Origin of the sequence: Streptomyces sp. NBC_00104, from assembly GCF_045160825.1 — a bacterium.
Classification (GTDB): Bacteria; Actinomycetota; Actinomycetes; order Streptomycetales; family Streptomycetaceae; genus Streptomyces.
Map to the genome: position 1 here is coordinate 5,871,471 of NZ_CP108215.1, position 24,261 is coordinate 5,895,731.

A 24,261-nucleotide genomic window follows, 5' to 3' on the forward strand; every position below is an offset into this window, starting at 1 on the left:
ACGCAGTGTGCCTGTCGGCATCGGTCAAGGGGGCTGGCCCCAGCTTCGATCCGGGGGCCGGGCGTACTGATCTCGGAGCGGAGTCCTGGCAAGGTCGTCGGCGACCGACGTTCCACCCCGCGCCTCACGTCCGGGCCGGGGCCGTGACCAGGGGGAATCCATGCAGCGCAAGCGCCTCGCCGCCTCAGTACTGCTCGCCGTGACACTCACCGGGGTACTCGCCCCGGTGGCCGCCGCCGGCCAACCGGACCCGGTGCAGCGGCAGCTGGACCTGCTCGTCGACCGGGACGGGGTCCCGGGAGTCCTGGCGTACGACGGCAGGACGACCCGTACGGCCGGCCTGGCGGACCTGGAGTCGGGCCTGCCGATGGCCGGGGTCGACGAACGGGCCCGGTTCCGGTTGGCCAGCGACACCAAGGCGTTCACCGCGACGGCCGTGATGCGCCTGGTGACGCAAGGGCGGATACGTCTCGACGCCCGAGCGGGTACATACGTGCCACAGCTCGCCGAACGCGCGATCACGGTGCGGCAGTTGCTCAAACAGACCAGTGGCCTCCCGGAGTACACCGGCCTGGTCGACTGGACCCGCCCCGGCACGGCCGAGGACTACCTGGCCCTCGCGCTCGCCGAGAAGCCCGTCTTCGAGCCCGGCACCGACTGGGGCTACTCCAACTCCAACTACCTGGTCCTCGGCATGGTGATCGACAAGGTCACGGGCGTCGACTTCCGCACGTACGTCGAGCGCACGATCCTGCGCCCCCTGCACCTCGACGACACCTACTGGCCCGCGCCCGGCGAACTGACCCTGCGCGGCCCGCACGCCCGCAACTACGGGATCCACCCGGCGGACCCGCACGCCGGCCGCGTGGACGTGACCGAACTCCCCGGCCACGAGTTCGGCGCGTCCGGCGGCCTGGTCTCCACGCCCAAGGACCTCAACACGTTCTGGGACGCCCTGTTCACCGGCCGCCTCCTGCCCGCCCGCACGGTCCGCCTGATGACCCACGACTCCACCGACGTCAGCGGCCGCGACGTCTACCCACCCGGCAGCCGCTACGGCTACGGCGTCGCCTCCACCCCCCTCACCTGCGGCGGCGCCTACTGGGGCCACGGCGGGGACCTCCCCGGCAACTCGGTGGCCGGCGGCCGGTCCACCACCGGCCGCGCCACGGTGACCGTCTACACCACCACCTGGTCGGCCGCCGGCGACAGCCTGCGCCACCTGCGGGGCGCTGTGGACGCGGCCCTGTGCGCCGAGGACCGCTAGAGACTCGGCTACGCCTCCTCGAGCGGCCCCCCCGCGTCGTCAGTCGCGCCGCCGCCTCAGCCGCTGCCCGCGGCTCTCGGCAACCCGAAGCGCGTCCCCGAGCGCCTCGCCCAACCGCTCGGCGAGGAAACGGAGTTCACCACGGGGAGCGTCCGCCACCATCTCGCGCGCGTGAGCGAGCAGTTCCCTCCCCATCCCGAGCTGAACGGCCTCCGTGGCCTCGGCCAGCCGCGACACCGGCCCACCCTCCCCGTCGGTGACCAGATAACAGGCCTTCCCCTCGTCCCCGGCCCACGGCAACAACCGCACCTCGCCCCCCGATTCCGTGCCCATCAGGCGACCTCCACCCCATGGATCCAGCACGCACCGGGCATATCCAACCCCATCGCTGCCATGGCCAACTCCCGCCGCCGCAACCGTTGCTCATGGACGGCGAGGTAGGGGCGTACGGCGACGGTGGAGGCGCCGTCGAAGACCTCGTCGAGCCCGTATGGGGATCGATGCGCCGGGAGGGGGGTCGGGGGAGTCTCTGTCCGGTCGGCGGGGGTGGGCGCGACGACGAGGCGGACACCGGCCCGCCGTCTGCCGGTACCGGAGATGAACAGGAGCCGCAGTCGCAGGGCGACACGACGGATAAGGTCGAGCATTGTCGACGCTCCTCAGTCAGCGTTGGCCATGCCCCGGGAGGTCTAGCCACCTCGCCGGGGTTTTCTGCGTTCAGGCTATGCCTGTCTATAGCTATTAGCTAGTGTAAGTCTCTATGTTCGAATGTCATTCGATGCCTACAGTCAACCCGTGATCGAGTTTGACCCCACCCGGCCCAAGTGGGTGCAGATCGCCGACGTCCTCCGCGAGAGGATCGAGAGCGGCGAGTACCCGCCCCGAAGGATGATTTCCGAGGTCCGACTGGAGCAGGAGTTCGGAGTCGCACGCGTCACCGTCCGCAAGGTGACGGCCGCCCTGCGAGCGGACGGCCTGATCACTACGACCCCGGGCATGGGCTCCTTCGTCGCCGAAAGGCCCGCTGCCGCGGGTGACGCCCCCACGGGTTGACCACCGGTCGTGGTCCCCCGGCTCAGCGGCAGGTGTCCAGAATGGAGAGCAGTGCGTCCTTCTCCTTCTGGGTGACCGAGAGCCCATAGGTGAACTTCACATGGGTCCAGGCCCTGCCGTACACGCAGTGGAAGGCCGTGTTCGGGGGCACCCACTGGTCGGGCGACTGGTCGCCCTTCGCCCTGTTGGCCACGACCGAGACGGCGATGAGCTGTGTGGTGGACAGGTCGTTGGCGAACTTGTGGCGCCGGGCGGCGCTCCACTCGTCCGCCCCGGACCGCCACGCGTTGGCCAGGGGGACGACGTGATCCACGTGGACCTCCGACGGCATCGTGAGGATGCGGTCGTCGTAGGGGCTGTGCCAGTTCTTCGATGCCGTCTGTGCCTTTGCCTGAACGCCGACGTGCTTGCTGTCGCGGATCAGGACCACTTGGCGCGTCCGGGGCCAATGGTCCTCGATCCAATGCTCGAACTTTTCCCTGCTGTACCCCTCCAGCGAGTGCGGAGTCTCCACGGTGAGGGTCGCGAGTTCTGTGCGAGCCACGTCGGCGGGCGGCGCCTCGGGCACCATCGGCGCTGTGGCCGGCGGTGGAGGAGGTGCCGATGCCAGGGCTGATTTTTCGACCCGCTCCCAGCCGTTCGCCAGGACGGCGGCGATGGCCGTCGGGACGGGAAGGAACGCTATGGCCGCGCAGATGACCGCAGACCGTCGATGCGAAACGCCTATGTCAGGTGTGCTCATGCGGGAATAGATATCCGCATAATGTCCATAGTCATCATAAATCACTCATATGGCAGGCCGGGTTCATGCGCCAAGGGCCGACCGCGGAGGCGGGATGAGGCCTGCGGCGGTGCACCAGGTCACCGCCCCCTCGGGAGCCCTGGGATTGAGTAATCCGCGGTTGTCACCCGTACCCCTCGTCGAGTGCACTCACTAGGAAGAGCGCCGAGGCCCCGAAAGCGAACGGAGATCAGGGCATGGTGAGGAAGCTGTCCCGTGGCGTCGCGCTGGCTGCGAGCCTGGCTGTCCTGCCCCTGATGGCGGCGTGCAGCGGTGGTGGTGACAAGGCTGACGGCAAGGCGACGGGCGAGTCCAGCCCGGTGGCCGCGGTGGTCGCGCCGGCCAAGGTCGAGGTGATCGCCGAGCTCACGGGGTGCGAGGTGAAGATCCGGACCGAGGCGGAGGAACTGCGCGAGGGCGTGTGCCAGACCGCTGTGGGGGATTACCTCATCACCACCTTCCCCAAGGACGAACTCAAGGAAGTCTGGCTGGAGTCGGCCTCCATCTACGGCGGGAAGTACCTGGTCGGACCGCAATGGGCCATCTCCGCCAAGCCCGCCGTGCTCAAGAAGCTCAAGGTCAAGGTCGGCGGCACGATCCGGGACCTGAGTCAGCCGAGCGCCTCGTAGCCGCTGAGGGTGTACGCCTCCTCGTCGTCGATCGCGTTCTCCTCCCAGTCGATGGAGATGCCGGTCGGACGGCCGTCTTTCGCGTACTCGACCTCCACCACGTCGGCGCCCTCTTCGCGCGCCGCCTCCGCCTGCTCCAACAGCGCGGCGATGGTGGGTACTTCGGTCGTCCTCTGGTCGACCACCCGTCGGCCGCTCTCGTCGATCCCCACGGCCTTCACGACCTTCCCGTCCCGGACCGTCACGTCGAACGTTCCGATCAGTGACCGCTCACCCTCACTCGACTTGAGCGTGTAGCTGTACGCGGCGGGCTCCTTCCATGCGGGTGCCGACCCCTTCGCCGCCGTCGACTCCTCCCCGCACGCGGAGGCTCCCCAGGCCAACGCTCCGGCCAACGTGGTGAGCAGCGCACGGCGACGGACTCGCGCGGCTGTGGTCGTCGGCATGGTGGCACCCTTCGAAGACGGTCACCACTGAGACGCGGGGCGGGGCGGCAACGTTCGACGAGACCGGCCTACAGCCTGCGCCAGGCGCCGAGGAGTTCCTCCGGGCCGTACGCCGCCTGGAGTCCGGAGCAGCTGATCCCGTTGCGGGAGACCGCCACCAGGGGCACGGGCTCGTCGCGTGGGGAAGGTCGTGGGGAAGTCCACGGACATCGCGCCGGTCGCCGCTCGCCGGTCGCTCGGGATGCGGTGTCGGCTCTGTTCGGTAGGGGGCGACTGCCGGCCTCGTGCAATGCGAGAACCCCACCTCGCGTGAGCGAAGTGGGGTTCTCGTAACTGGAGCGCCGGGCAGGCCTTGCACCTGCATTTCCCCGCAGGAAGCGGGGCGTCTTTCCTTGGACCACCAACGCATTGAGTACTACCGGGAGTTCGTGTTCCGGTGAGCGGCTCGTGATCAACTATAGCGGATCTGCGGGGGTGTTGCATCCCGCCTCGGATGCGCTGGGATGCGGTGCGGATACGGCTCGGATCCGGGTCACTGCAAGTACGCCTGTGGGGCGTACTCGACGCGGAGGTACTTGGCGTTCCGTTCGCCGAGGGCCTTGCGGAGGATGGGCTCGGCGGTGCCGGGGTCGTCCACGCCGATCGTGATGTGGCCGGTGCCGTCGAGGCCGGCTTCGCGCAGGTTGAAGGTGCCGTCCCAGCGGTTCATGTCCTCGGTGATGAGGTCGAGGAGGGCGGTGAGGTCCTTCTCGTTGATGTCGCGGTCGTGGAAGCGGACGGTCACGCCCTTCTCGGCGGTGGCGCAGACGGCGGTGTCGAAGGGGGCGGAGGGGATGCGGTAGATGTCGATGGCTTTGGCGTCCTCGTCGAGGACGAGGCCGGTGAAGATGGCGGAGTGACGGCCGGCGGTCAGGTTGTCCACGTAGCCCAGGGTGCGGTCTGTGGGGGTCTCCTCGGGGATGCCTTCTCCGGTGGGGTCGGTGAGGCTGCCGGTCGGGCGGGTGCCGTGGCAGGTTTTTGACGGGGTGGAGGTGAGTTCCACGTTCTGGGTGTCGGCTGCTGAGCCCTGGAGGGCGCCGAGGGCCACGATGGCCGCGGTGATGGATGCTGCTGTGCTGGTTCTTGCGTGGGTTCGGCCTCGCATGGGTGCCTCCCGGGTCTTCGTGCCGCGTGGGGCTCCGCGTGGGCGGGGCCGCGGTCGGTACTGAGACGTGGGAGGGGGGTGAAGGGTTCGGGTGCGCTCGGGGTTTTTTCGCCCCCGCCGCCCCTACCCGTCCCGTCCCAGGGGCTGCGCGCCCCTTCGGCCCCCGTTCAAGATTCGGGGCTCCGCCCCGGACCCCGTTCGCGCAGTTCCCCGCGCCCCTGAAAAACGCGCAGTTCCCCGCGCCCCTGAAGAACGGGTGGTGCCCCGCGTCCTGAAGAACGGGCGGTGCCCCGCGTCCCTGGGAAACGGGTGGTGCCCCGCGCACCCTGGGGACAGGGGGCGCGGGGCACCGGGGAGTCGCAGCGTTTGAGGTGGTGGCTGGGATCAGTAGCCCACTCTGAACGTCGCGTCCGCTCGTTCCGTCGTTGTCGAGATCGGGTCGATGCGGAGCAGGTAGCCGCTGTGGCGGATGTAGCGGGTGGGGTTGTTGTACGAGCGGAAGGAGGACCAGGTGGAGTCCGCGAGGCCCGCTACGCGGGTGAACGTGGCGTCCGCGGCGAAGGTGGACGTGCCGTCGTTCGCGTCGAGGCGGAGGTTGTAGCTGTAGTGGCGGAGGTAGCGGGTCGGGTAGTTGACCGACTGGAAGGAGACCGCTGAGGAGTCCGCCAGGCCCGGGACCAGCTTCCACTGGGAGTCCGGGAACGGGTCGAAGGGGTACTCGTCGATGCGGCCCACGTAGTCGCTGTGGCGGACGTAGCGGGACGGGTAGTTGTAGGACTTGAGGCGGTTCCAGGTGGGGGCGCCCCACTTGGTCAGCAGGTTGTTGTACTCGGTCGACGTGATCGGGTGGATGCCGCAGTGCTTGGAGTTGAGCGGCTGGGTGTAGAGCTTCTGGTCGAGGGCCGTCCAGGTGCCGGCGGCGAGGTCGCTGGACTGCCAGACGTAGAAGACGCCGTTGGGGGTGTACGTGTCTCCCCAGAGGTACCAGTTCGACGAGGAGAGGGACTTCACCACCGTGGGGGCCTCGGTGCCGCCGTGGGAGGCCGCCGTGCTGAACGGGGTGAAGCTGCCCGGGTTGAGGGTCGTCGAGCGGGCGCCCACCAGGGTCTGGTTCCTCTTGTAGTAGAGGTAGTTGACGCCGTTGACGCCGACCGTGAGGTTGCCGTCGATGATGTCGTAACCGGGGTCGAAGAAGACCTGGGGGTTGGACGTCGTGACGAAGTCGGTCGTGTAGCTGACCATGATGACGTTGTGGCCGCTGCTGTTCACCGAGGAGTAGAGGATGCCGTACTGGCCGCGTGAGGCGTCCCAGTAGGCCTCGGGGGCCCAGCTGTGGGTGGTGGTCATGTCGTGCAGCTTCACGCGCCGGTAGCCGGTGAAGGTCCGCAGGTCGGTCGAGTCCCAGACGTGGATGTACGTGCTGGCGTAGTTCCAGTCGGTGCCCTTGAGGTCCGTCGCCAGGACGACGAACGTTCCGTCCTGCTTGCGCATCAGGAACGGGTCGCGCAGGCCGCCGGCGCCCTGGGTCGGGGTGACCAGGGGAGCGTTCTGGTTCAGCGGGGTCCAGTTGAGGCCGTCCTGGCTGACGGCCAGGTGGAGGCCGTAGTTGGCCTCCAGCATCGTGTTGGACTCGGTGAAGTAGACCATCGCGTACGCCGAGTCGGCGGCGTGGGCGGCCCCGGCGCCGAGGGTCATGACGCCGGTCGCGGCCAGGGGGACGGTCGCGGCCATGCCGAGCAACGTGCGGCGGGAGAGCCCGCTCGCGTCAGGGGTTCTGTTCACGGGGGTCACGTCTGGCTCCACTTCTGGTTGTTCTGACCGTTGCAGGACCACAGGACGAGCTTCGTGCCGTTGGCGGTGGCGGCGTTGTAGGCGTCCAGGCAGAGGCCGGAGGTGACGTTCGTGAGCGTGCCGTCGGTGTTGACGTTCCACTTCTGGTTGTTGCCGCCGGTGCAGTCCCAGATGACGACGCGGGTGCCGTTGGTGGTGCCGTGGTTGTAGGCGTCCAGGCACTTGTTGCCGTACACGACGAGTTCCTTGCGGGAGGTGTACGTGAAGGCCTGGTTCTGGCCGCCGGTGCAGTCCCACAGCTGGGCGTCGGTGCCGTTGGTGATGGTGTTGTCGTTGATGTCCGCGCAGCGGCCGGAGCCGGTGCCGGTGATCAGCGTGCCGTTCGTGCCCGGCAGCGGTCGTACGACGATGCCTTCGAGGGTCGGGGCGCCGGAGAACGCGATCGTGTTGGTGCTGCCCTTGGTGAGGGACATGGCGACGGAGATGTTGCCGGGGGAGGAGCCGGTCGGCGGGAAGGAGACCTTCGTCGACGTCTGGCCGTTGACGGTGAGCGTGCCGACGCGGGCCGTCGACGTGTTGTTGGTGTAGGAGACGTCGACCGTCTTCAGGCCGGTGTTTCCGGCGACGACGCCCGAGAAGCTCGACGTGCCGTTGTACGTGCTCGCCGACTGCTCGGTGCCGCCCTTGACCGTGAGCATCACGGAGGTGCCCGCCGGGACGCTGGTGGTGTAACTCGTGCCGGGCGTACCGACGTTCGTGGCGGTCCAGAGGTTACGGACGGTCGCCGCCGCGTTCGTCAGGCCCAGGTCGGACCAGCGGACCGTCATGTTCTGCGTGGTCGAGGTGCGGTTGAGGAGGAGGACCGCGCGGTTGCCGGTGCCGGAGAGGACCTTGCCGTACACCTGGAGGCCGGTGGTGTCCTCGGCGACCTTGACGCCCTGGAGGCCGCGGGGGTCCTGGTCGACGGCGATGACCTCGGAGTTCTTGAGGATGTTCGCCGTCTCGGTGGTCATGGTGGAGAGGTCGTTGCCGGCGAGCAGCGGGGCGCCGGAGATCGCCCACAGGTTCATGTGGGTGCGGTCCTGGGCGGCGGTGAGACCCATGCCGACCATCAGCATGTCGGGGTCGTTGTAGTAGCCCGTGTGCTGGGCCGTGGGGTGCACGTTCCGGTCGTAGTTCGTCAGCATGTTGCCGTACGTGAAGGTCTGGCCGTGGTAGAAGATGTCCGTGTTCGTCCGCCACATCGGGCCCATGCCCGGGGCCCAGTTCCAGGGGTTGGAGTAGCCCCAGTTGCACAGGGAGAGGGCGAGCGGGCGGCCGGTGGTGGCGGTCGCGGTGGCCACGGCGTCGCTGATCGCCTGGTAGGTCGTCTTCGGGTCGAGGCCCTCGGCGTCACCGCCGCACCAGTCGACCTTCACGAAGTCGAAGCCCCATTGGGAGAACTGCGTCATGTCCTGCACGTAGTGGCCCTCGCTGCCACTGCCGGGCGCGGCCGGGCGGCCGGTGGGGAAGTAGTAGCCGCAGCCGTCCTTGCCGGCGTCGGTGTAGATGCCCGCCTTCAGACCCTTGCTGTGGATGTAGTCGGCGATGGCCTTCATGCCACCGGGCCACTCCGCCTCGTCGATGGTGATGTTGCCCGCGCTGTCGCGGGTGCCCTGCCACCAGCCCTCGTCGATGTTGATGTAGTCGTAGCCGGCCTCGGGCAGCCCGGCCGCGACGAACGCGTCGACCTGCTTCTTGATGACGTTGTAGTCGACCTTCGCGGCGAAGGCGTTCCAGGAGGCCCAGCCCATCGGTGCTTCGGGGACGGCTATTTGACGGTTCGTCACCGCAACCGGTGCGGCGTCGAGTTCGGTGACGGGTGCGGGGGTGCCGCTCGACGGCTGCACGAAGAGCAGGGCGGCGGCCGCGGTGGTCGCCAGGGCCAGGGACCGTACGACGGCGGTTCTGCAACGGCGCTTGAAACCAAGGGAGTTGGCGCGGGGAGGGGAGGACATGCGGCTCCTTCGATGGATATCCGGGGGTCGATATCTCGAACAAGGATCGGCTCGCCGAACATATTGGCTGGCCGAAAGTAGAGCCGGAGGGGGCGGAAGTCAACGGGTGTGACACACGCGGTTTTCACAGGTGGAGGCACCGCGCGACGACGCCGAGCCCGGTGCGGGCTCGGCGTCGCGCTTCGGCGGTCGGGTCTCATGACGGGAGCACAGACGCGCCGAGTCGGGGGAGGGCAGGTCAGCCGTGGTGTCGGCCCGGTCAGCCCTTGTGACCGGTCACGTCGGCGATCCACTGGATGAAGTCGGCCGCGTCCTCGTTCGCGCCGTGGCCCCCGTCCCAGTACATGGAGGCGTTGACGTCGTCACCGAGGTTCTCCGGCTTCGCGGCGAGATTGCCGACGACGCTGAGCGAGGTGTCGCTGTCCTTGGTGCCGACGCGGATCCACCAGTGCCTGGCGCGCCGGGGGGGGGCGGCCTTCGCGAGGAACGGCGTCAGCGTCCCGGGCAGGTCGCTGTCGAGCCGTGCGCCGACGCTGCCCTCGTGGCGGAGGCTGTAGAGGGTTCATCGTTGACGCACAGATGCTCACAGACGGCGCACAGCCGCCGCTACCGGCCCGTCGGCCGCTCGCGTCCCCAGGCGGCCAAGGGCTGGAGGGCGTCGTTGAGGCGCGCGCCGTCCTCGGTCAGCGAGTACTCGACGCGGGGCGGCACCTCGTCGTAGGAGACGCGGTGCACGATGCCGTCCGCCTCCATCTCGCGCAGGTGGGAGGCCAGCACCTTCTCGCTGACCCCCGGAAGCAGCCGGCGCAGCTCACCGAAGCGGCGGCAGGGGTGCTCGTGCAGCGCCCAGAGGATCAGGACCTTCCACTTGCCGCCGATCACCTCCATCGCGGTGTCGATCCCGCAGGCGTGTCCGTCCGGTGCGCCCGGCCGGTTCAGCGTCGTCATGCCCCCCACCCCTCTGACGTGCTCCCTCACCTCAGGGTAACCACCCACTCCGAAGTGCGTACTTGATCATCTTTGGGCCTGTGACCAGCCTGATCGGCATGACACAGAACCCTGTTGAGAACAACGTCGAGAAGAACGTCGAGAAGAACGTCGAGAACAACGTCGAGAAGAATTCCGTCACCTTGCTGGGACTCGGTGCGATGGGTACCGCGCTGGCCCGTGCCTGGCTCGCCGCCGGCCACCCGCTCACCGTCTGGAACCGGACCCCGGCCCGTGCCGCGGTGCTCGCCGCCGAGGGGGCGAGGGTCGCGGGCAGTGCCGCCGAGGCGGTCGCGGCGAGCACCCTGGTCGTCGTCTGCCTGTTGGACGACGACTCCGTCGCCGAGGCGCTGGCCGACGCCGACCTGGCCGGCCGCGACCTGGTCAACCTGACCACCGGCACCCCGGCCCAGGCCCGCGTCCGCGCCGAGTGGGCCCGGGAGCGAGGAGCCCGCTACCTGGACGGCGGCATCATGGCCGTCCCTCCGATGGTCGGCGTCCCGGAGGCCGGCGGCTACGTCTTCTACAGCGGCTCACGAGAGCTGTTCGCGCGGCACCACGAGGCCCTGGGCGTCCCGCTCGGCACGACCTACGTGGGCGAGGACGCGGGCTTCGCGGCCCTGTACGACGTGGCCCTGCTCAGCGCCATGTACGGCATGTTCGCCGGGGCCGCGCACGCCTTCGCCCTGATCCGCAAGGAGGACATCGACCCCGCCTCCCTCGCCCCGCTGCTCGCCGACTGGCTCGTCGCGATGGCCCCGGCGGTCCACGAGACCGCCGGCCGGCTGCGGAGCGGCGACTACACCGACGGGGTCGCCTCGAATCTCGCCATGCAGGTGGCGGGCACGCCGACGTTCCTGAGCACCGCCGAGCAGCAGGGCGTCAGCCCGGAACTGCTCAGCCCCTACTTCGCGTTGATGCGCCGCCGCCTGGCCGAGGGCGGCGGCGACGAGGACCTGACGGGGGTGATCGACCTGCTGACGCGCTGACCGGCCGCCGTGTCGACGACGGTCGGCCGAAGGAGGGTCCCGCCTCGAAGCGGGGCGGGACCCTCACCGGGGCGGAGCGCTACTTCGTCGCCGTCGGCCTCCTGGACGCCGCCGTCGCCCTGTCCACGTCCGTCAGCGGGCGCAGCCGGTACGTGTACGTGTAGTCGCGGTTGGCGAAGAGCTTGTACTCGTCGTGGGTGTGGGCGCCCCAGCTGTTGTCGCCGCCGACGCCCATCTGGCGGTGGTTGACGCGCAGGACGACGGAGTCGCGGGGGGTGAGGTGGTAGTCGTGGCGGAGGCCGGTCGAGAGGTCCTCCGGGGTGAAGAACGAGGCGTTGACCTCGATCAAGGAGTCGCCCGAGACCAGCAGGCCCACTCCGTCGCGGTCGGTCAGGGCGGCCCAGCGGACGTCGGTCTTGTTGCCGTTCTCCTGGGGGCGGATGTAGCCCGACCACTGCTCGGCGACCGTGCCGGAGTAGAGGCCCACGTCGGTGCCGTTGTTGCGGTCCCAGTGGTTCTCTTCGGGGCCGCGGCCGTAGTAGTGCAGGCGGTCGAGGCGGCGCGGGAGGAGGAGCAGGTTGCCGACCTCCGGGATGTATGGCAGGGAGGCCGCGCCCGGGTGCAGGGTGTTGTCGACCTTGATCTCGCCGTTGCCGAAGACCGTGTAGGTGGTGGTGTACGTCGACTCGGTGGTCGTCGGGAGCGTGCCGCCGACCTTGATCTCCACGGCCCGGCCGCCGAGGGCGCGCACGGTCACGTCGGTCACCTTGCGGTTCGCGCCCGCGTCCCGCCAGGTCTGGTTGCGGGTGTGCTGTCCGTTGCCGTGGTCGTTGTCGGTGGGGGCCCGCCAGAAGTTGGGGGCCGGGCCCGAGGTGATCAGCCGGGTGCCGGCCGCCCGGTAGGAGGTGATGGTGCCGTCGGTCTTGTCGACGGTGACGGAGAAGCCGCCCCGGTAGCCCTTGCCGGTGATCGTGATCTCGTCCGTCCCGTCCGCGTACGTCAGCTTCGGGACGTCCGCCAGCGGTACGGGTGTCACCGCCGGGCCGCCCGCGTCGACGGGCAGCTGCTGCCGGGCCACCTCGAAGCCGGACCTTGCCCAGGGGGTGGCGTCCTTGGTGGTGAAGGAGAGTTCGAGGAAGTACTCGGTGCCGGGGGCGGGGGAGGAGGGGAGGCGGAAGGGGACGGTGATGTCCTTGGCGGAGAGGGGGGCGACGTCCAGCTGGGCGCGGGTGAGGCGGCCTCGCTGGATCTCCCTGCCGTCGGCGACCAGGGTCCAACCGCCGTCGAGTTCGCGGAGGTTGGTGAAGAGGTACTCGTTGGTGAGAGTGACCGTCCTCGAGGTCAGGGTGTCGGCGCCCGAGGCCGGTGCCGCGTGGATGGCCTGGTAGACGCGCTTGACCTCGGCCGCCTTGCCGGTGTGACCCCGGTCGGCCTTGATGATGCCGTCCGCGACGAAGGCCCCGTCGTTGGGGTTGTCGCCCCAGTCACCGCCGTACGCCAGGAACGAACGTTCCTTCCGCTTCCTCTCCTCCACCTCGACCGTCGCCGCGTCGAACCAGAACCGCACCCCGTCGTCGCCGGGGCCACGGCCGTCGGAGGCCAGCTCGGTCCCGCTCAGGGCCCGCGCGTACACCCGGGCCCGCCGGATCGTGCCGCTGAACTCCCGCGTCGGGTTGTCCGTGTCGGTGCCGAGCGCGAGGGGCGCGGTGTTGACGGCGGGGCGGCGGGTGGTGGTGCGGGTCGCCTTCACCTCGCCGTCGACGTGGAGGGTGAGGGAACCGGCCTCGGCGTCGAAGACACCGGCGACATGGTGTTCGCGGCCGGTCCAGCCGTCGGCCGGGAGCGCCCAGCTGACGCTGACCCACTGGCCGCCGCCGTAGATGAAGAACTCGATGCTCCGCTCGCTCTGCTTCAGCGCGTACTGGGTGTCGCCCTTGGCGACGATCGGCTGGTGGCCGCCGGTGACGTGCGGGGTGACCCAGGCCTCCAGCGTCAGGGAGCCGGTGAGGTCGAGGGCCGGGTCGCGGGGGAATCCGGTGGCGCCGGAGACGCCCTTGTCACGGTCGAACCGGGCGGCGGCGGTGAGGAGTTGGCCCTGCAGCCCGCTCGGGCCGGCCTCCGTGAGGAGCTGCCGTCGCGGGACCGGCCAGGTCAGCGACTGGTCGACGAAGTCCCAGATCCAGCCGCCCTGGAGGACCGGATAACGCCGGACGAGGTCCCAGTACTTCTTGAAGTTGCCGGTCGAGTTCCCCATCGAGTGCGAGTACTCGATCATCACGTACGGCCGGGTGTCCGAGGTGTCCTTCGCCCGCTGCTCGACCCGCTGCGGACTGTCGTACATCTCCGAGCGGATCTGGCTGATCGCCGGCCGGTCGTCGCCCTCGTACTGGATGACACGTGTGGGGTCGTACGACTCGATCCAGTCGCGCATGGCGACGAAGGTGGAGCCGCCGCCCGCCTCGTTGCCGAGGGACCAGATGACGACGGAGGCGTGGTTCTTGTCGCGGTGGACCATGGCCCGCGCGCGGGCCACGCAGGCCGTCGTCCAGTCGGCGGCGTTTCCGGGGTAGCGGTCGCGGATGCCGTGCGTTTCGAGGTTCGTCTCGTCGACGAGGTAGAGGCCGTACTCGTCCGCCAGCTCATACCAGAGCGGGTTGTTCGGGTAGTGCGAGGTGCGGACGGAGTTGATGTTGAGCCGCTTGATGATCCGCATGTCCTCGACCAGGTCGGCGCGGGTGAGCGCCATGCCCCGGTCGGGGTGTATCTCGTGGCGGTTGGTGCCCCGGAAGGAGACCGGCTTCCCGTTGATCCGCATCAGCCCGTCCCTGAGCGCGAACTCGCGCAGGCCGACGCGGTGGGAGAGGGTCTCGACGACCCTGCCGCGCGGGTCGCGCAGGCGGAGCACGGCCGTGTAGAGGGTGGGGTGTTCGGCGGACCACAGCTCGGGCGAAGGGACGGACTTGGCGGCCCGCACGGTCACGTCCTCGCCGACGGCGGAGGCTTCGACGGCGACGGACTGGACGAGGGGGCGCGACCAGACGGCGTGGCCCCGGGCGTCGTAGAGCTGGGTCTCGACGGAGTACGCCCCCTCGTGCCCGGCCTCGTACGCGCGGACGCTCGCGGTGACGGACAGGTCGGCGGCCGTGTAGCCGTCGCTGAGCGGGGTGTCCAGCTTGAAGTCGCGCAGGTGCACGGCCGGGGTGGAGTAGAGGTAGACCGAGCGGAAGATCCCGCTCAGCCGGATCATGTCCTGGTCCTCCAGCCAGTCGCCGTCCGAGTACCGGTAGACCTCGACGGCGATCTGGTTCCTGCCCGGCTTGAGGTGCTTCGTGATGTCGTACTCGGCCGGGTCGTACGAGTCCTCGTGGTAGCCGACGAGTTCGCCGTTGATCCACACGTAGTGGGCCGACTTGACGCCCTCGAAGTGCAGGAAGGTACGGCGGTCGCCGGCCGTCCAGTCCTTGGGGAGGTGGAAGGTGCGCCGGTACTGGCCGACGGGGTTGTAGCGGGTCGGCGCGGTCGGCGGCTGCGCCTCCTCGCCGAGGCCGTTCGGGCCCCACCACGGGTAGGTGATGTTGATGTAGATGGGGAAGTCGTAGCCGTGCAGCTGCCAGTTGGAGGGGACCGGGATGGTGTCCCAGCCGCTGTCGTCGACGTCCGTCCGGTAGAAGTCCTCGTCCCGGTCGCCCGGCCGGTCGACGTACGCGAACTTCCACGTGCCGTCGAGGCTCAGCCGGTACGGGGAGCGGGTGCGGTCACCGGTGAGGGCCTGTCTGACGTCCGCGTACGGCATGAGGGTGGTGTGGGCCGGCTCCGCGCCGACCTGGAAGAGCGCCATGTTGCCGGACCACTCGGGGGTGCCGTCGGCCTTCGTCCCCCTGCGTGGGGCCCCGTAGGCGTCGCCGCCGGAGAGGGCCAGGGTGCCGAGGAGGGCGGCGCCGCCCTCCAGCAGTCGACGGCGGCTTACGGGGTGCGGGTGCGGGTGGTGCATGACCGGGGCCTTCCTCGCGACGACATGGGGGGCATGTACTGAGGAGCGTCGGATGCTGTCCGATGTTGTTGAAAAACCGGGCCCACCCTAGGACTTCGAACAGAAGCGGATCAATGACTCTGTCGGACTTTGTGCGGTCGTGAGGGTGGGGGAGGGCGGCCGCCCGGGTGCGGTGAGGGGGCCTATGGGCGCGTGCGGTGGGCATTCCGGGGGGGTGGAGGGCGGGGTGGCGTCGGCGCGGTTCGGGGAGGCAACCTCCGGGGCGGTCGGCGGCAACGGAGAGGTGAAGTGAAGGCACGTGAAATCCCGCCCCCACCAAGGGAGTTCACCATGCACACCCCACGCACCCGCATCGCGAGACTGCTCACCGTGCTCGCCGCCGTCCTGGCCGTGCTGCTCGCACCCGGCCTGACGACGCCGTCCGTCGCGCAGGCGGCGAACGACAGCTCCGACCGGGCAAGGGTCGAGGCCCGGGCGGTGGCCGCCGCGGCGGACGTCTGGAACCCGCCCTCGAACCTGGTCCAGCCCCTGGGCGAGGTCTGGAACCACGTCGAGTCCACCTACGGCAACCTGTACGGCTTCCGCAACTACGGCTGGGACCAGATCATGGCCAACCGCGGCAGCGTCAACTACTGCGTCCGCTGGGAGTCGGACCAGCCGGTCAGCGCCGCCCTGCGCGACCAGATCCACGCCGCGCTGAAGAAGCAGTTCGGCAAGTGGATGGCGGCGATGGTCGACAACGGCGCCGGCCACAACGCCTGGCCGTACACCAACGTCCCCGTCAACATCGTCGGCTGGGCGGTGAAGAACCGCTCCACCCTCCAGTGGACCGACAACTCCGTCGACATCTACACCAACATGCTGGACGGCGGAGGAGCCCCGCAGTGCGCCCCCGACTGCGGCCGCTTCTTCCACCAGGACGGCAACTACTCCCGCTGTCCCGGCGGCGCCGCCCGCCACTACGACCAGTCCCTCTGGCTCACCGAGGGCTTCGGCGGCGGCGCCGGCGGCGACTGGGGGCAGCGCATGGGCCGCTCCTACTTCACCGGCGCCCTCAACCAGGAGAACATCCACATCTACCTGCACGAGGTCGGCCACACCTTCGGCCTCGACGACTTCTACGACTGGTCCCCGACCGGCCAGTGCTGCTTCCTGATGAAGGCCGGCAGCGCCACCCAGATCACCGAGTTCGACAAATGGATGTTCCGTGACTTCTGGCGCCACATGAAGTCCCGGTACGGTCTCTGACACCCACCCTTCACCGACGTTCGCGGGGCCATGACAGATGTCATGGCCCCGCTGTGAAGATGATCGTCCCCGCGACGGATGTAAGGAGCACCGACACCTCGCGACAATCACCTGACAGGGCCCGGGAGTTGACCGTCCGGGGCCATCGGGAACGTCAGGAACGTCAGAAACGGGGACAGCCGTGCGCATCAAACATCTCGTCGGGACCGCGCTGGGCACCACACTCCTGCTCGTCACGGCGGCGCCGGCCGTGTCGGCCGCGCCCGGAGCGGCGGCGGGAACCGCCTCGGCGCCCACCGGGCTGGACCGGGCCGAGCTGCGCGCCACGCTCGACGCGATCCACGAGGCCGGGATGTACGGCACGTACTCGTCGGTCCGTGACGGCCGGCAGCGCTGGACCGGCGCGTCGGGTCTGGCCGACGTGGACACGGGGCGCGAGGTCACCCCGAACATGCGGCACCGCGTCGGCAGCATCAGCAAGACGTTCACGTCGGTGGCGATCATGCAGCAGGTGGAGCGGGGCCGGATCGCTCTCGACGCCCCGGTCACGGACTACGTCCCCGACCTGTTCGACGCCAGCGACGCCGACCGGGAGCGCGGCGACGCCATCACCGTACGCATGCTCCTCAACCACACCAGCCACATAGGCGACTACGTCCTCGGCGCCTTCCCCTCCCTCGCCCAGAACTCCACCACCAGCCTCGACGAGGGGCGCTTCCGCTCGATCGCCCCCGGGGAACTGGTACGGCTGGGCCTCGCCGCCGACGCCACGGGCCGCCCCGGCGCGCAGCCGGGCTCGTACTCCAACACCAACTACGTGATCGCCGGCCTGATCCTGGAGAAGGTCACCGGCCAGAAGGCGTCGACGTACATCACCCGCCACGTCATCGACCGCGCCGGCCTGCGCGACACCTCGTACCCGCGCACCGCCCACATCAAGGGCCCGCACGCCAAGATGTACGAGTCCTTCTACGGCATCATCGACCCGCCCCGCGACTACAGCGTCTACGACATGTCCTGGGCCTACACCGCGGGCGCGATCGTCTCCACGACCGACGACCTCAACCGCTTCTACCGCACGCTGCTCACCGGCGGCCTCGTCAGCCGCGCGTCTCTCGCCGAGATGCAGCGCACGGTCCCGGTGGAGGTCGCCCCGGGGGCCGCCATCGACTACGGCCTCGGCATCTACACACTCGACCTCCCCGGCTGCGGGCGTTTCTGGGGCCATGACGGCGGGGTCTTCGGCGCCGGCACCATCAGCCTCACCCGCGAGGACGGCAAGCGCCAGCTCTCCATGGGCTGGAACCTGATGAAGTACCAGCGTCTCAACGCGGACGGTACGGCCCTGGAGCCGAGCCCGATCGACGAGGCGATCAACGGCCACCTCGCGGAGGCGCTCTGCCCGACGCCGGGGACGGGGGAGGAGCCGGGCGCGGGTTCCACGGCGGGCTCCGGTGCGGCGCTGAAGTCCGGGATCGCCGCGGCGGACGCCGGGCGCATCCTCCCCGACGGCCTGCTGGGCGCGGACCTGTCCACCGGGAGCCGGCTGGTGGCCCTGAACCGGTAACCGGGCGTTGGGGCGTTGGGGCGTTGGGGCGTTGGGGCCTTGGAGCCCCGGAGCCCCGGAGCCCCGGAGCCTCGGAGCCCCGGAGCCCCGGAGTCATGGAGTCATGGAGTCACGGCGGCTGGTGGGTGGAACGCTTTCCGTAACCGCCCTCGTGCCACAGGGAGAGTAGCGTTTTGCCCACCTTCGTCATCTTCGACCTGGAGTTCACGACCTGGACGGGGGCCATGGAACAGGATTGGTCGGCCCCCGGCCAGCTGCGGGAGATCGTGCAGATCGGTGCCTTGCGGCTGAGCGAGGAGTACGCCGTCGTCGAGGAGTACGAGGCGCTGGTCCGGCCGGTGGTGAACCCGATCCTCTCGCCGTTCTTCACCGACCTCACCGGCATCGACCAGCGGACCGTCGACCGGGACGGCCTCGCGCCGGCCCGCGCCCTGAGCGACTTCCTCGCCTTCTGCCAGGGGCGGCCTCAGGGGCGGTCCGTCCTCTCCTACGGCAACGACATGGTCGTCCTCGGCGAGAACATCGGCTGGGCCCGGGCCCGCGGTGAGGAGATCAAGCACAACGCCCTCACTCCCGGGTTCCTCAACATCCGCCCCTGGCTGAACACCGTCGCCCCGACCACGGCAGCCGCCAACTCGGGCCGCCTGTGGCAGGTCCTGGGTCTGCCCCGGCCGGCCCCGGGCGACGAACACTCGGCCCTCTTCGACTGCCACTCCATCGCGGCGGCGCTCAGGCACCTGGCGGCGACGGGGGTCGCGTTGCCGAAGGGGCTCCTCCTGTAGTCGGCCGGTCGGTCGGTCGGGCAGTTGACCGGTCGGTCAGCCGGTCAGCCGGTCGGTCGGGTCGGTCAGCCGGTCAGTCGGTCAGTCGGCCGGGCGGCCAGCGAGTCAGCCGAACAACCACTCAGCTACTGAGCTGCTCGGCCACTCAACCGCTCAGCTCGCGAGGTGGTCCAGTTCCCGGCCGATCGCCTCGCGCAGCTCGTCGTGGCGCGGTCCGAGCGCGTACCGGTCGTCGCTCCACCGTTCCCGGGGATACAGCCACACCGGCTTGTCGAGCAGTTCCTCCGGCTCCCACGCGTACCTCGGCCAGACATGCGCGTGCAGAAACGGGTCCCTGTTCCCGAGGATCTCCAGGTTGACGCGCCGGAACGCCGGATCCAGCCGCCCACAGGCCCGCTCGACGGCCTCGCCCAGCCGGTCCATGTCCGCGAGGAACGCCGTCCGCCCGTCCCCCGGCAGCTCCGACAGCCGCCCCACGGACGGATCGTCCACGAGCAGCACGCAGTACCCCGGCAGGAACTGCACGTCCCCGATCACCGCGAACCCGGCCGTGAGCCTTCGCAGCACCGTCGGGTTCCCGCCCCTGAGCGCGCTCCCGATCCGATCGCCCCGCCAGTCCCCGCCCACGTTCCGACCCGCCCCTCCGCCTACGCCCGACCCGTGACCGGCGACCTTACAATCACGGTCCCGCTGCCCAACTCCGAACCGTCCAGGAGCTGTTGTGTCCGACGATTCCCTACCCGCTGTCCGTGAACTCCGCCTGGTCGTGACGGCCGCCGACTACGACGCCGCGCTGCACTTCTACCGCGATGTGCTGGGTCTTCCCGAGCGGGCGGCGTTCTCGTCCGACGGCGGGCGGGTGTCGATCCTCGAAGCGGGCCGGGCGACGCTGGAGATCACCGATCCGAACCACGCGGCGTTCATCGACGACGTGGAGGTCGGCCGTCGTGTGGCCGGCCACATCCGGGTCGCGTTCCAGGTGGACGACTCGACCGCGACCACGGCGAAGCTGGCGGCGGCCGGCGCCGAGGTGGTCGCCGAACCGACCCGCACCCCCTGGAACTCCCTGAACGCCCGCCTCGAAGCCCCCGGCGCCCTCCAGCTGACCCTCTTCACCGAACTCGGCGACGGGGGCGACGCGGGTGACGGGAGCTGAATCACGCGTAGCACTTTGCATGATCATGCATTGGCATGCATAATATTTCTATGTCCAAGGTCCTCACCTCTCTTCCGGCCGGCGAGCGCGTCGGCATCGCCTTCTCGGGCGGGCTCGACACCTCGGTCGCCGTCGCGTGGATGCGCGACAAGGGTGCTGTCCCGTGCACCTACACGGCTGACATCGGCCAGTACGACGAGCCCGACATCGCCTCGGTGCCCGGCCGCGCGAAGACCTACGGTGCCGAGATCGCGCGCCTGGTCGACTGCCGGGCCGCGCTGGTCGAGGAGGGCCTGGCCGCGCTGACCTGCGGCGCGTTCCACATCCGCTCGGGCGGGCGGGCGTACTTCAACACGACCCCCCTCGGCCGTGCCGTCACGGGCACGCTGCTGGTCCGGGCGATGCTGGAGGACGACGTCCAGATCTGGGGCGACGGCTCGACCTTCAAGGGCAACGACATCGAGCGGTTCTACCGCTACGGTCTGCTCGCCAACCCGCACCTCAGGATCTACAAGCCCTGGCTGGACGCCGACTTCGTCACCGAGCTCGGCGGCCGCAAGGAGATGTCCGAGTGGCTGGTGGCCCACCAGCTGCCCTACCGGGACAGCACGGAGAAGGCGTACTCCACCGACGCCAACATCTGGGGCGCCACCCACGAGGCCAAGACGCTGGAGCACCTGGACACGAGCCTGGAGACCGTCGAGCCGATCATGGGCGTCCGGTTCTGGGACCCCGAGGTCGAGATCGTCACCGAGGACGTGACGATCGGCTTCGACCAGGGCCGCCCGGTGACGATCAACGGCAAGGAGTTCGCCTCCGCCGTCGACCTGGTGATGGAGGCCAACGCCATCGGCGGCCGCCACGGTCTCGGCATGTCCGACCAGATCGAGAACCGCATCATCGAGGCCAAGAGCCGCGGCATCTACGAGGCCCCCGGCATGGCCCTCCTGCACGCCGCGTACGAGCGCCTCGTGAACGCCATCCACAACGAGGACACCCTCGCGCAGTACTACTCCGAGGGCCGTCGTCTCGGCCGGCTGATGTACGAGGGCCGCTGGCTGGACCCGCAGGCCCTGATGATCCGGGAGTCGCTCCAGCGCTGGGTCGGCTCCGCGATCACCGGCGAGGTCACCCTGCGGCTGCGGCGTGGCGAGGACTACTCGATCCTCGACACCACCGGCCCCCAGTTCAGCTACCACCCGGACAAGCTCTCCATGGAGCGCACCGAGGACGCCGCCTTCGGCCCCGTCGACCGCATCGGCCAGCTGACCATGCGCAACCTCGACATCGCCGACTCCCGCGCCAAGCTGGAGCAGTACTCCGTGCTCGGCCTCCTCGGCTCCGGCAGCCCCGCGATCGGCGCGGCCCAGGCCGCCGCGACCGGTCTCATCGGCCAGCTCCCCGAGGGCGGCGCCGAGGCCATCGCCTCCCGCGGCGCGATCACCGGCTCCGACGACGACGAGCTGCTGGACCGTGCCGCGATGGAGTTCGGCACGGACTGATCGTCCACGGACCGCACGCGCGAAAGGCCGGCTCGACATCCCCCTGTCGAGCCGGCCTTCCGCATGGGTCCGGCCCCTGGGAGAGGACGGTCGACCCGACCTCGTCGGAGGGGTGGCCGATCAGGCGGCGTACGGCCACCATGCGCGCCCCCTTGGATCCCCTGAAACCGTCGGTCGGACGGACCCGTCGTCGAGAACGACTGCCGGGACGACTCAGGAGTTGCGCGGCGCGGCGGTCAAGTCCCGTCCGGTCCGGTCCGGTCCGGGGAAACTGGCGGATCGGCGTTTCCCCGCTGCCCTAGCTGTCCGAACCGCTCACGGCCGAGCTGTCCTGGCCGTTCTGCTGGGTGCGGGACTTGCGGCTCGCCCGGCGGGTCAGTTCGCCGCCGACCAGGGTCGCGGTGGCCACGCCGCGTACCCAGCGCGGGGCGTCGCCCCGAGCTGCCCAGAAGACGCAGACGCAACCGCCGATGACGAGCAGGATGACGGCGGACAGTATGAGCACGAGCATGCTCGACCCCTCTTCGTGTGATGGTCCGCGCCATACTCTCAGGCGGCTCGACGGGGACGAGGGCGGCGCGTCCACCGTGTGCGCCACGGGACAGCACACCTTGCGCCGTACCCGGTAGCGCAGGTGGAGGACACGGTCTCCCTGGATCACCGTGTGGGGGTATGCGCTGCTTGCCAAGGAGTGCGTATGAGGTCGAGTAGCTCGATCGTGTGATGGTCGGTTTCCGGGCTCGCTTGCCGGAGCCGGAGCCGGAGCCGGAGCCGGAGCCGGAGCCGGAGACGACGGGGACGACGTCCATCGCCACCTCGTCGATCAGGCCGTGCGCGAAGGCCTGGCCGCCGACGTCGCCCGCCGCCACGCCGACGTTGCGGTCCCCGGCGAGTTCCCTGGCCTTCGCGATCCCCTCGGCGACACCGTCGACGAAGTGGAACGGCGCCTCCGGGTGCCACCCCTCCGGCCTGGGCCGGTGCGACACGACGACGATGTGCTCGCCCGCCGGGGGCGTCCCCTCCCAGCCGTTGGTCATGTCGAATGTCGAACACGTGCCGCCCGACCACGAGCGCGCCGATGGACGCCATCATCGGCACGACGTACTCGGCGGACCTCATACACCTCGTACACAGAGACCGGGCGCGCCGCTCGAACTCATCGGCGCGGCGGAAACCCCGCTCAGGCGCGCTGCCGCTGTCCCCGACCGCGCAGGAGGCCGGCGCCCGCGCCGAGCGAGACGACGCCCATACCGACGGCGGTGGCTATGCCCTGGGCGCCGTCGACGGCGAAGGGAGCGACCGCGGCGACGGCGAGGTTGAACAGGAACAGGAACCACAGGACGGGCTTCGAGCCGAGCAGGGCCTTCATGGGAGGTGTCCTTTCGCGGAGATGAGCCGGGGAGGTCCGCTTGACCTCGTGCTTCAACGATCCCGTTCGGCGGCGTTCGCCACGAGGGAGTGCTCTCCCGGAACGGGGGTGTAGCCGGCTACACCCCCGTTGGTGTCAGTAGCGCGCAGTACGTTTCAGGCCATGGGTATCTATCTGGTGAGCGTCGGCGCGGAGGACTGGTTCCGTGAGGACGAGGAGGGGCGGGGGCACCTGGCCGCGGCGTTGAACGAGGAGCTGCGGCGGCGGGGGCTGCCGGCCTATACGCCGGTGCCCGGGGAGACGGCCTTCGTCCGTGGATCGGGGCCGGCCTTCGAGGAGAAGCTGGTCCCGCCGATGGACGGGTTCGCCAGGCTGTGCGACGCCGTCCTCACGCGCGCGGAGGCGGAAACCCTCTGCGGCTGGACGGTGTTGGTGCCGATGCCGCTGGAGGAGGACATCTGGCTGGACGTCGAGTCCGGCTACGACGCGGGCGACACGGAGCCGACCATGGTCGCCGGCGCTCCTCGGGTGCTGGCCCTCGCGGAGCGGCTGGCGGCGGCCGTCGAACTGCCGCCCGAGACCCCGGAGATGGGCGACAACCTCGGCCTGACCATGTGGTTCCTGGACGGAAAGGCGAAGGAGCTGGCCGCGACCCGGCCGGGCCCCTGGGCCGACGACCTCGACACGGCCTTCTACGTCGCCCTGTACCTGCGCGCCGCCCAGCACTCGATCCGCCGCGGCTGCCCGATGGTCTACTCCTGACGCGGGGCGCGGGCCCGCACCACCCTGCTGCCGGTTCCCCGGTTCCCCGGTCTCCGGGCCTCCCCAGCCCCGGCCCCGCCCCGGTCCCCGCTAACGCGCCAGCGTCTCGAAGGCCTCGTCCAGGAGGGTGACGAGGTCGAGGTCGCCGTCGGATTCGGTCCAGTGGTCGAGGGCGATGTTGAGGCAGTCGATGGCGGCGGCGGCCCGTACGGTGTCGGCGAGGGCCGGGGCGTCCGAGGAGCCGTGGCGTTCGGCCAGGGCCTGGGCCAGCGAGGGCCGCCAGCCGTGCTGCTTCTCCAGCTGGCGTGCGCAGAGCGCGGGGGTGTCCCGGACGAGCTGGGCGGTGGCGAGGGAACCGACCGGGTCATGGTGGTACCGCTGGATGACCGTGTCCAGCGCCCGCCGCAGCGCCGTCCAGTCGTCCTCGTCGGCGGGGCGGGCGCGCAGTGCGTCGGCGACCCAGGCGCCGTGCGCGTCGAAGGCGCCGAGTACGGCGTCCTCCTTGGTGCCGAAGTAGCGCAGGAACGTGCTCCGGGACACCCCGGCGGCGGTCGCCAGGTCGTCGAGCGTCACCTTGTCGAAGCCGTCGCGAAGGAACAACTCGAAGGCGACCTGGGCGAGTTGGGCCCGTACGGCGGCCCGCGCGATGTCCCTGGTGTTCGTCCGGGCCGGGTCCGTCCTTCTCCCGGACGCCGCGCTCGCCGAGTTCGCCGCGCCCTTCGCGCCCGTACGTGCCGCTCCGCTCTCTTCGCTCACTCCCCGATGCTACCTCCCGGCCGACCCTCGCTTGCGGGTATGGC

At 69.9% G+C, this 24,261-nt stretch carries 23 protein-coding genes, 1 tRNA gene and 1 pseudogene; 10 read left to right on the forward strand and 15 right to left on the reverse strand.

The genetic code is table 11. The annotated features are described in order from the left end of the window. The first annotated feature begins 160 nt into the window (after positions 1-160). On the forward strand, positions 161-1,267 hold the full coding sequence (locus OG272_RS25870) for a serine hydrolase domain-containing protein (RefSeq protein ID WP_327728686.1): 1,107 nt from the start codon (positions 161-163) through the stop codon (positions 1,265-1,267). Positions 1,268-1,306: 39 nt separating this feature from the next. Here the strand turns inward: OG272_RS25870 and OG272_RS25875 are convergent, their stop codons facing one another. Both OG272_RS25875 and OG272_RS25880 read right to left on the reverse strand, forming a co-directional pair. Further along, the gene (locus tag OG272_RS25875) at positions 1,307-1,600 is read right to left on the reverse strand and encodes a hypothetical protein (protein WP_326580315.1); all 294 of its coding nucleotides are present in this window, start codon (positions 1,598-1,600) and stop codon (positions 1,307-1,309) included. Next, entirely contained in the window at positions 1,600-1,914 is a 315-nt protein-coding gene (locus tag OG272_RS25880; protein WP_327728685.1) for a hypothetical protein, read from the reverse strand. Before OG272_RS25880 ends, OG272_RS25875 begins: the two co-directional genes overlap by 1 nt. Before the next feature lie 148 nt (positions 1,915-2,062). On the opposite strand from OG272_RS25880, the gene OG272_RS25885 reads away from it, so the two are divergent. Further along, on the forward strand, positions 2,063-2,320 hold the full coding sequence (locus OG272_RS25885) for a GntR family transcriptional regulator (RefSeq protein WP_327728684.1): 258 nt from the start codon (positions 2,063-2,065) through the stop codon (positions 2,318-2,320). A gap of 22 nt (positions 2,321-2,342) precedes the next feature. Here OG272_RS25885 and OG272_RS25890 read toward each other — a convergent pair whose 3' ends face one another. Continuing rightward, complete coding sequence (locus OG272_RS25890; protein ID WP_327728683.1) at positions 2,343-3,062, reverse strand: HNH endonuclease family protein; 720 nt, start codon at positions 3,060-3,062, stop codon at positions 2,343-2,345. Between the two features lie 236 nt (positions 3,063-3,298). Between OG272_RS25890 and OG272_RS25895 the strand changes: the two genes are divergently transcribed. Next, positions 3,299-3,730, forward strand: coding sequence for a hypothetical protein (locus tag OG272_RS25895; RefSeq protein WP_326580307.1), 432 nt, complete (start codon positions 3,299-3,301; stop codon positions 3,728-3,730). Here the strand turns inward: OG272_RS25895 and OG272_RS25900 are convergent. The 6 genes from OG272_RS25900 to OG272_RS25925 form a co-directional block, all read right to left on the reverse strand. Then, positions 3,712-4,176, reverse strand: a complete 465-nt coding sequence (locus tag OG272_RS25900) for a DUF6174 domain-containing protein (RefSeq protein WP_328223634.1) — start codon at positions 4,174-4,176, stop codon at positions 3,712-3,714. The genes OG272_RS25895 and OG272_RS25900 overlap by 19 nt on opposite strands. A 334-nt stretch (positions 4,177-4,510) precedes the next feature. Next, a tRNA-Gly gene (locus OG272_RS25905) sits at positions 4,511-4,583 on the reverse strand. A gap of 125 nt (positions 4,584-4,708) precedes the next feature. Beyond that, positions 4,709-5,320: a hypothetical protein gene (locus tag OG272_RS25910; protein WP_405894981.1), complete on the reverse strand. Its 612-nt coding sequence runs from the start codon at positions 5,318-5,320 to the stop codon at positions 4,709-4,711. A gap of 384 nt (positions 5,321-5,704) precedes the next feature. Continuing rightward, on the reverse strand, positions 5,705-7,051 hold the full coding sequence (locus OG272_RS25915; RefSeq protein ID WP_405896075.1) for a glycoside hydrolase family 43 protein: 1,347 nt from the start codon (positions 7,049-7,051) through the stop codon (positions 5,705-5,707). Between the two features lie 56 nt (positions 7,052-7,107). Then, complete coding sequence (locus tag OG272_RS25920; protein WP_405894983.1) at positions 7,108-9,108, reverse strand: ricin-type beta-trefoil lectin domain protein; 2,001 nt, start codon at positions 9,106-9,108, stop codon at positions 7,108-7,110. A gap of 606 nt (positions 9,109-9,714) precedes the next feature. After that, positions 9,715-10,056: a helix-turn-helix domain-containing protein gene (locus tag OG272_RS25925; protein WP_326580299.1), complete on the reverse strand. Its 342-nt coding sequence runs from the start codon at positions 10,054-10,056 to the stop codon at positions 9,715-9,717. A 98-nt stretch (positions 10,057-10,154) separates the two neighbouring features. Here OG272_RS25925 and OG272_RS25930 point away from each other — a divergent pair, with 98 nt between their 5' ends. Beyond that, positions 10,155-11,084 carry an NAD(P)-dependent oxidoreductase gene (locus OG272_RS25930; protein ID WP_405894985.1) on the forward strand — a complete coding sequence of 310 codons (930 nt, stop codon included), beginning with the start codon at positions 10,155-10,157 and terminating at the stop codon, positions 11,082-11,084. Positions 11,085-11,163: 79 nt separating this feature from the next. Here OG272_RS25930 and OG272_RS25935 read toward each other — a convergent pair whose 3' ends face one another. Beyond that, positions 11,164-15,075 (reverse strand): glycoside hydrolase family 2 TIM barrel-domain containing protein, encoded by a 3,912-nt coding sequence (locus tag OG272_RS25935; RefSeq protein WP_405894986.1) that lies wholly within the window; start codon positions 15,073-15,075, stop codon positions 11,164-11,166. 330 nt (positions 15,076-15,405) lie between these two features. Between OG272_RS25935 and OG272_RS25940 the strand changes: the two genes are divergently transcribed. The 3 genes from OG272_RS25940 to OG272_RS25950 all read left to right on the forward strand — a co-directional run bounded on the left by OG272_RS25940 (position 15,406) and on the right by OG272_RS25950 (position 18,672). After that, the gene (locus OG272_RS25940) at positions 15,406-16,323 is read left to right on the forward strand and encodes a hypothetical protein (RefSeq protein WP_327728677.1); all 918 of its coding nucleotides are present in this window, start codon (positions 15,406-15,408) and stop codon (positions 16,321-16,323) included. A gap of 181 nt (positions 16,324-16,504) precedes the next feature. After that, positions 16,505-17,890, forward strand: coding sequence for a serine hydrolase domain-containing protein (locus OG272_RS25945; RefSeq protein ID WP_327728676.1), 1,386 nt, complete (start codon positions 16,505-16,507; stop codon positions 17,888-17,890). Between the two features lie 173 nt (positions 17,891-18,063). After that, on the forward strand, positions 18,064-18,672 hold the full coding sequence (locus OG272_RS25950) for a 3'-5' exonuclease (protein ID WP_327728675.1): 609 nt from the start codon (positions 18,064-18,066) through the stop codon (positions 18,670-18,672). A gap of 153 nt (positions 18,673-18,825) precedes the next feature. Here the strand turns inward: OG272_RS25950 and OG272_RS25955 are convergent, their stop codons facing one another. Continuing rightward, complete coding sequence (locus tag OG272_RS25955; protein WP_327728674.1) at positions 18,826-19,299, reverse strand: diadenosine tetraphosphate hydrolase; 474 nt, start codon at positions 19,297-19,299, stop codon at positions 18,826-18,828. 94 nt (positions 19,300-19,393) lie between these two features. Here OG272_RS25955 and OG272_RS25960 point away from each other — a divergent pair, with 94 nt between their 5' ends. Both OG272_RS25960 and argG read left to right on the forward strand, forming a co-directional pair. Beyond that, complete coding sequence (locus OG272_RS25960; protein ID WP_327728673.1) at positions 19,394-19,828, forward strand: VOC family protein; 435 nt, start codon at positions 19,394-19,396, stop codon at positions 19,826-19,828. Between the two features lie 50 nt (positions 19,829-19,878). Then, positions 19,879-21,330 carry an argininosuccinate synthase gene (argG, locus tag OG272_RS25965; RefSeq protein ID WP_326580286.1) on the forward strand — a complete coding sequence of 484 codons (1,452 nt, stop codon included), beginning with the start codon at positions 19,879-19,881 and terminating at the stop codon, positions 21,328-21,330. Positions 21,331-21,628: 298 nt separating this feature from the next. On the opposite strand, the gene OG272_RS25970 is transcribed toward argG, so the two are convergent. The 3 genes and pseudogenes from OG272_RS25970 to OG272_RS25980 all read right to left on the reverse strand — a co-directional run bounded on the left by OG272_RS25970 (position 21,629) and on the right by OG272_RS25980 (position 22,699). Continuing rightward, on the reverse strand, positions 21,629-21,841 hold the full coding sequence (locus tag OG272_RS25970) for a hypothetical protein (RefSeq protein ID WP_326580284.1): 213 nt from the start codon (positions 21,839-21,841) through the stop codon (positions 21,629-21,631). Between the two features lie 265 nt (positions 21,842-22,106). Next, a pseudogene (locus OG272_RS25975) lies at positions 22,107-22,401 on the reverse strand (dihydrofolate reductase); the annotation flags it as partial. A gap of 109 nt (positions 22,402-22,510) precedes the next feature. After that, positions 22,511-22,699, reverse strand: a complete 189-nt coding sequence (locus OG272_RS25980) for a hypothetical protein (protein ID WP_326580282.1) — start codon at positions 22,697-22,699, stop codon at positions 22,511-22,513. A 162-nt stretch (positions 22,700-22,861) separates the two neighbouring features. On the opposite strand from OG272_RS25980, the gene OG272_RS25985 reads away from it, so the two are divergent. Further along, positions 22,862-23,461 carry a hypothetical protein gene (locus OG272_RS25985; RefSeq protein WP_405894988.1) on the forward strand — a complete coding sequence of 200 codons (600 nt, stop codon included), beginning with the start codon at positions 22,862-22,864 and terminating at the stop codon, positions 23,459-23,461. Positions 23,462-23,551: 90 nt separating this feature from the next. Here the strand turns inward: OG272_RS25985 and OG272_RS25990 are convergent, their stop codons facing one another. Continuing rightward, positions 23,552-24,217, reverse strand: coding sequence for a TetR family transcriptional regulator (locus OG272_RS25990; protein ID WP_327728670.1), 666 nt, complete (start codon positions 24,215-24,217; stop codon positions 23,552-23,554). Between the last annotated feature and the right edge of the window lie 44 nt (positions 24,218-24,261).

Excerpts from the sequence above, each read along its gene's own strand:
- OG272_RS25870 (WP_327728686.1), top strand. The coding sequence starts at position 161 with ATGCAGCGCAAGCGCCTCGCCGCCTCAGTACTGCTCGCCGTGACACTC.
- OG272_RS25875 (WP_326580315.1), bottom strand. The coding sequence starts at position 1,600 with ATGGGCACGGAATCGGGGGGCGAGGTGCGGTTGTTGCCGTGGGCCGGG.
- OG272_RS25880 (WP_327728685.1), bottom strand. The coding sequence starts at position 1,914 with ATGCTCGACCTTATCCGTCGTGTCGCCCTGCGACTGCGGCTCCTGTTC.
- OG272_RS25890 (WP_327728683.1), bottom strand. The coding sequence starts at position 3,062 with ATGAGCACACCTGACATAGGCGTTTCGCATCGACGGTCTGCGGTCATC.
- OG272_RS25895 (WP_326580307.1), top strand. The coding sequence starts at position 3,299 with ATGGTGAGGAAGCTGTCCCGTGGCGTCGCGCTGGCTGCGAGCCTGGCT.
- OG272_RS25900 (WP_328223634.1), bottom strand. The coding sequence starts at position 4,176 with ATGCCGACGACCACAGCCGCGCGAGTCCGTCGCCGTGCGCTGCTCACC.
- OG272_RS25910 (WP_405894981.1), bottom strand. The coding sequence starts at position 5,320 with ATGCGAGGCCGAACCCACGCAAGAACCAGCACAGCAGCATCCATCACC.
- OG272_RS25915 (WP_405896075.1), bottom strand. The coding sequence starts at position 7,051 with ATGGCCGCGACCGTCCCCCTGGCCGCGACCGGCGTCATGACCCTCGGC.
- OG272_RS25920 (WP_405894983.1), bottom strand. The coding sequence starts at position 9,108 with ATGTCCTCCCCTCCCCGCGCCAACTCCCTTGGTTTCAAGCGCCGTTGC.
- OG272_RS25925 (WP_326580299.1), bottom strand. The coding sequence starts at position 10,056 with ATGACGACGCTGAACCGGCCGGGCGCACCGGACGGACACGCCTGCGGG.
- OG272_RS25930 (WP_405894985.1), top strand. The coding sequence starts at position 10,155 with ATGACACAGAACCCTGTTGAGAACAACGTCGAGAAGAACGTCGAGAAG.
- OG272_RS25935 (WP_405894986.1), bottom strand. The coding sequence starts at position 15,075 with ATGCACCACCCGCACCCGCACCCCGTAAGCCGCCGTCGACTGCTGGAG.
- OG272_RS25940 (WP_327728677.1), top strand. The coding sequence starts at position 15,406 with ATGCACACCCCACGCACCCGCATCGCGAGACTGCTCACCGTGCTCGCC.
- argG (WP_326580286.1), top strand. The coding sequence starts at position 19,879 with ATGTCCAAGGTCCTCACCTCTCTTCCGGCCGGCGAGCGCGTCGGCATC.
- OG272_RS25970 (WP_326580284.1), bottom strand. The coding sequence starts at position 21,841 with ATGCTCGTGCTCATACTGTCCGCCGTCATCCTGCTCGTCATCGGCGGT.
- OG272_RS25980 (WP_326580282.1), bottom strand. The coding sequence starts at position 22,699 with ATGAAGGCCCTGCTCGGCTCGAAGCCCGTCCTGTGGTTCCTGTTCCTG.
- OG272_RS25985 (WP_405894988.1), top strand. The coding sequence starts at position 22,862 with ATGGGTATCTATCTGGTGAGCGTCGGCGCGGAGGACTGGTTCCGTGAG.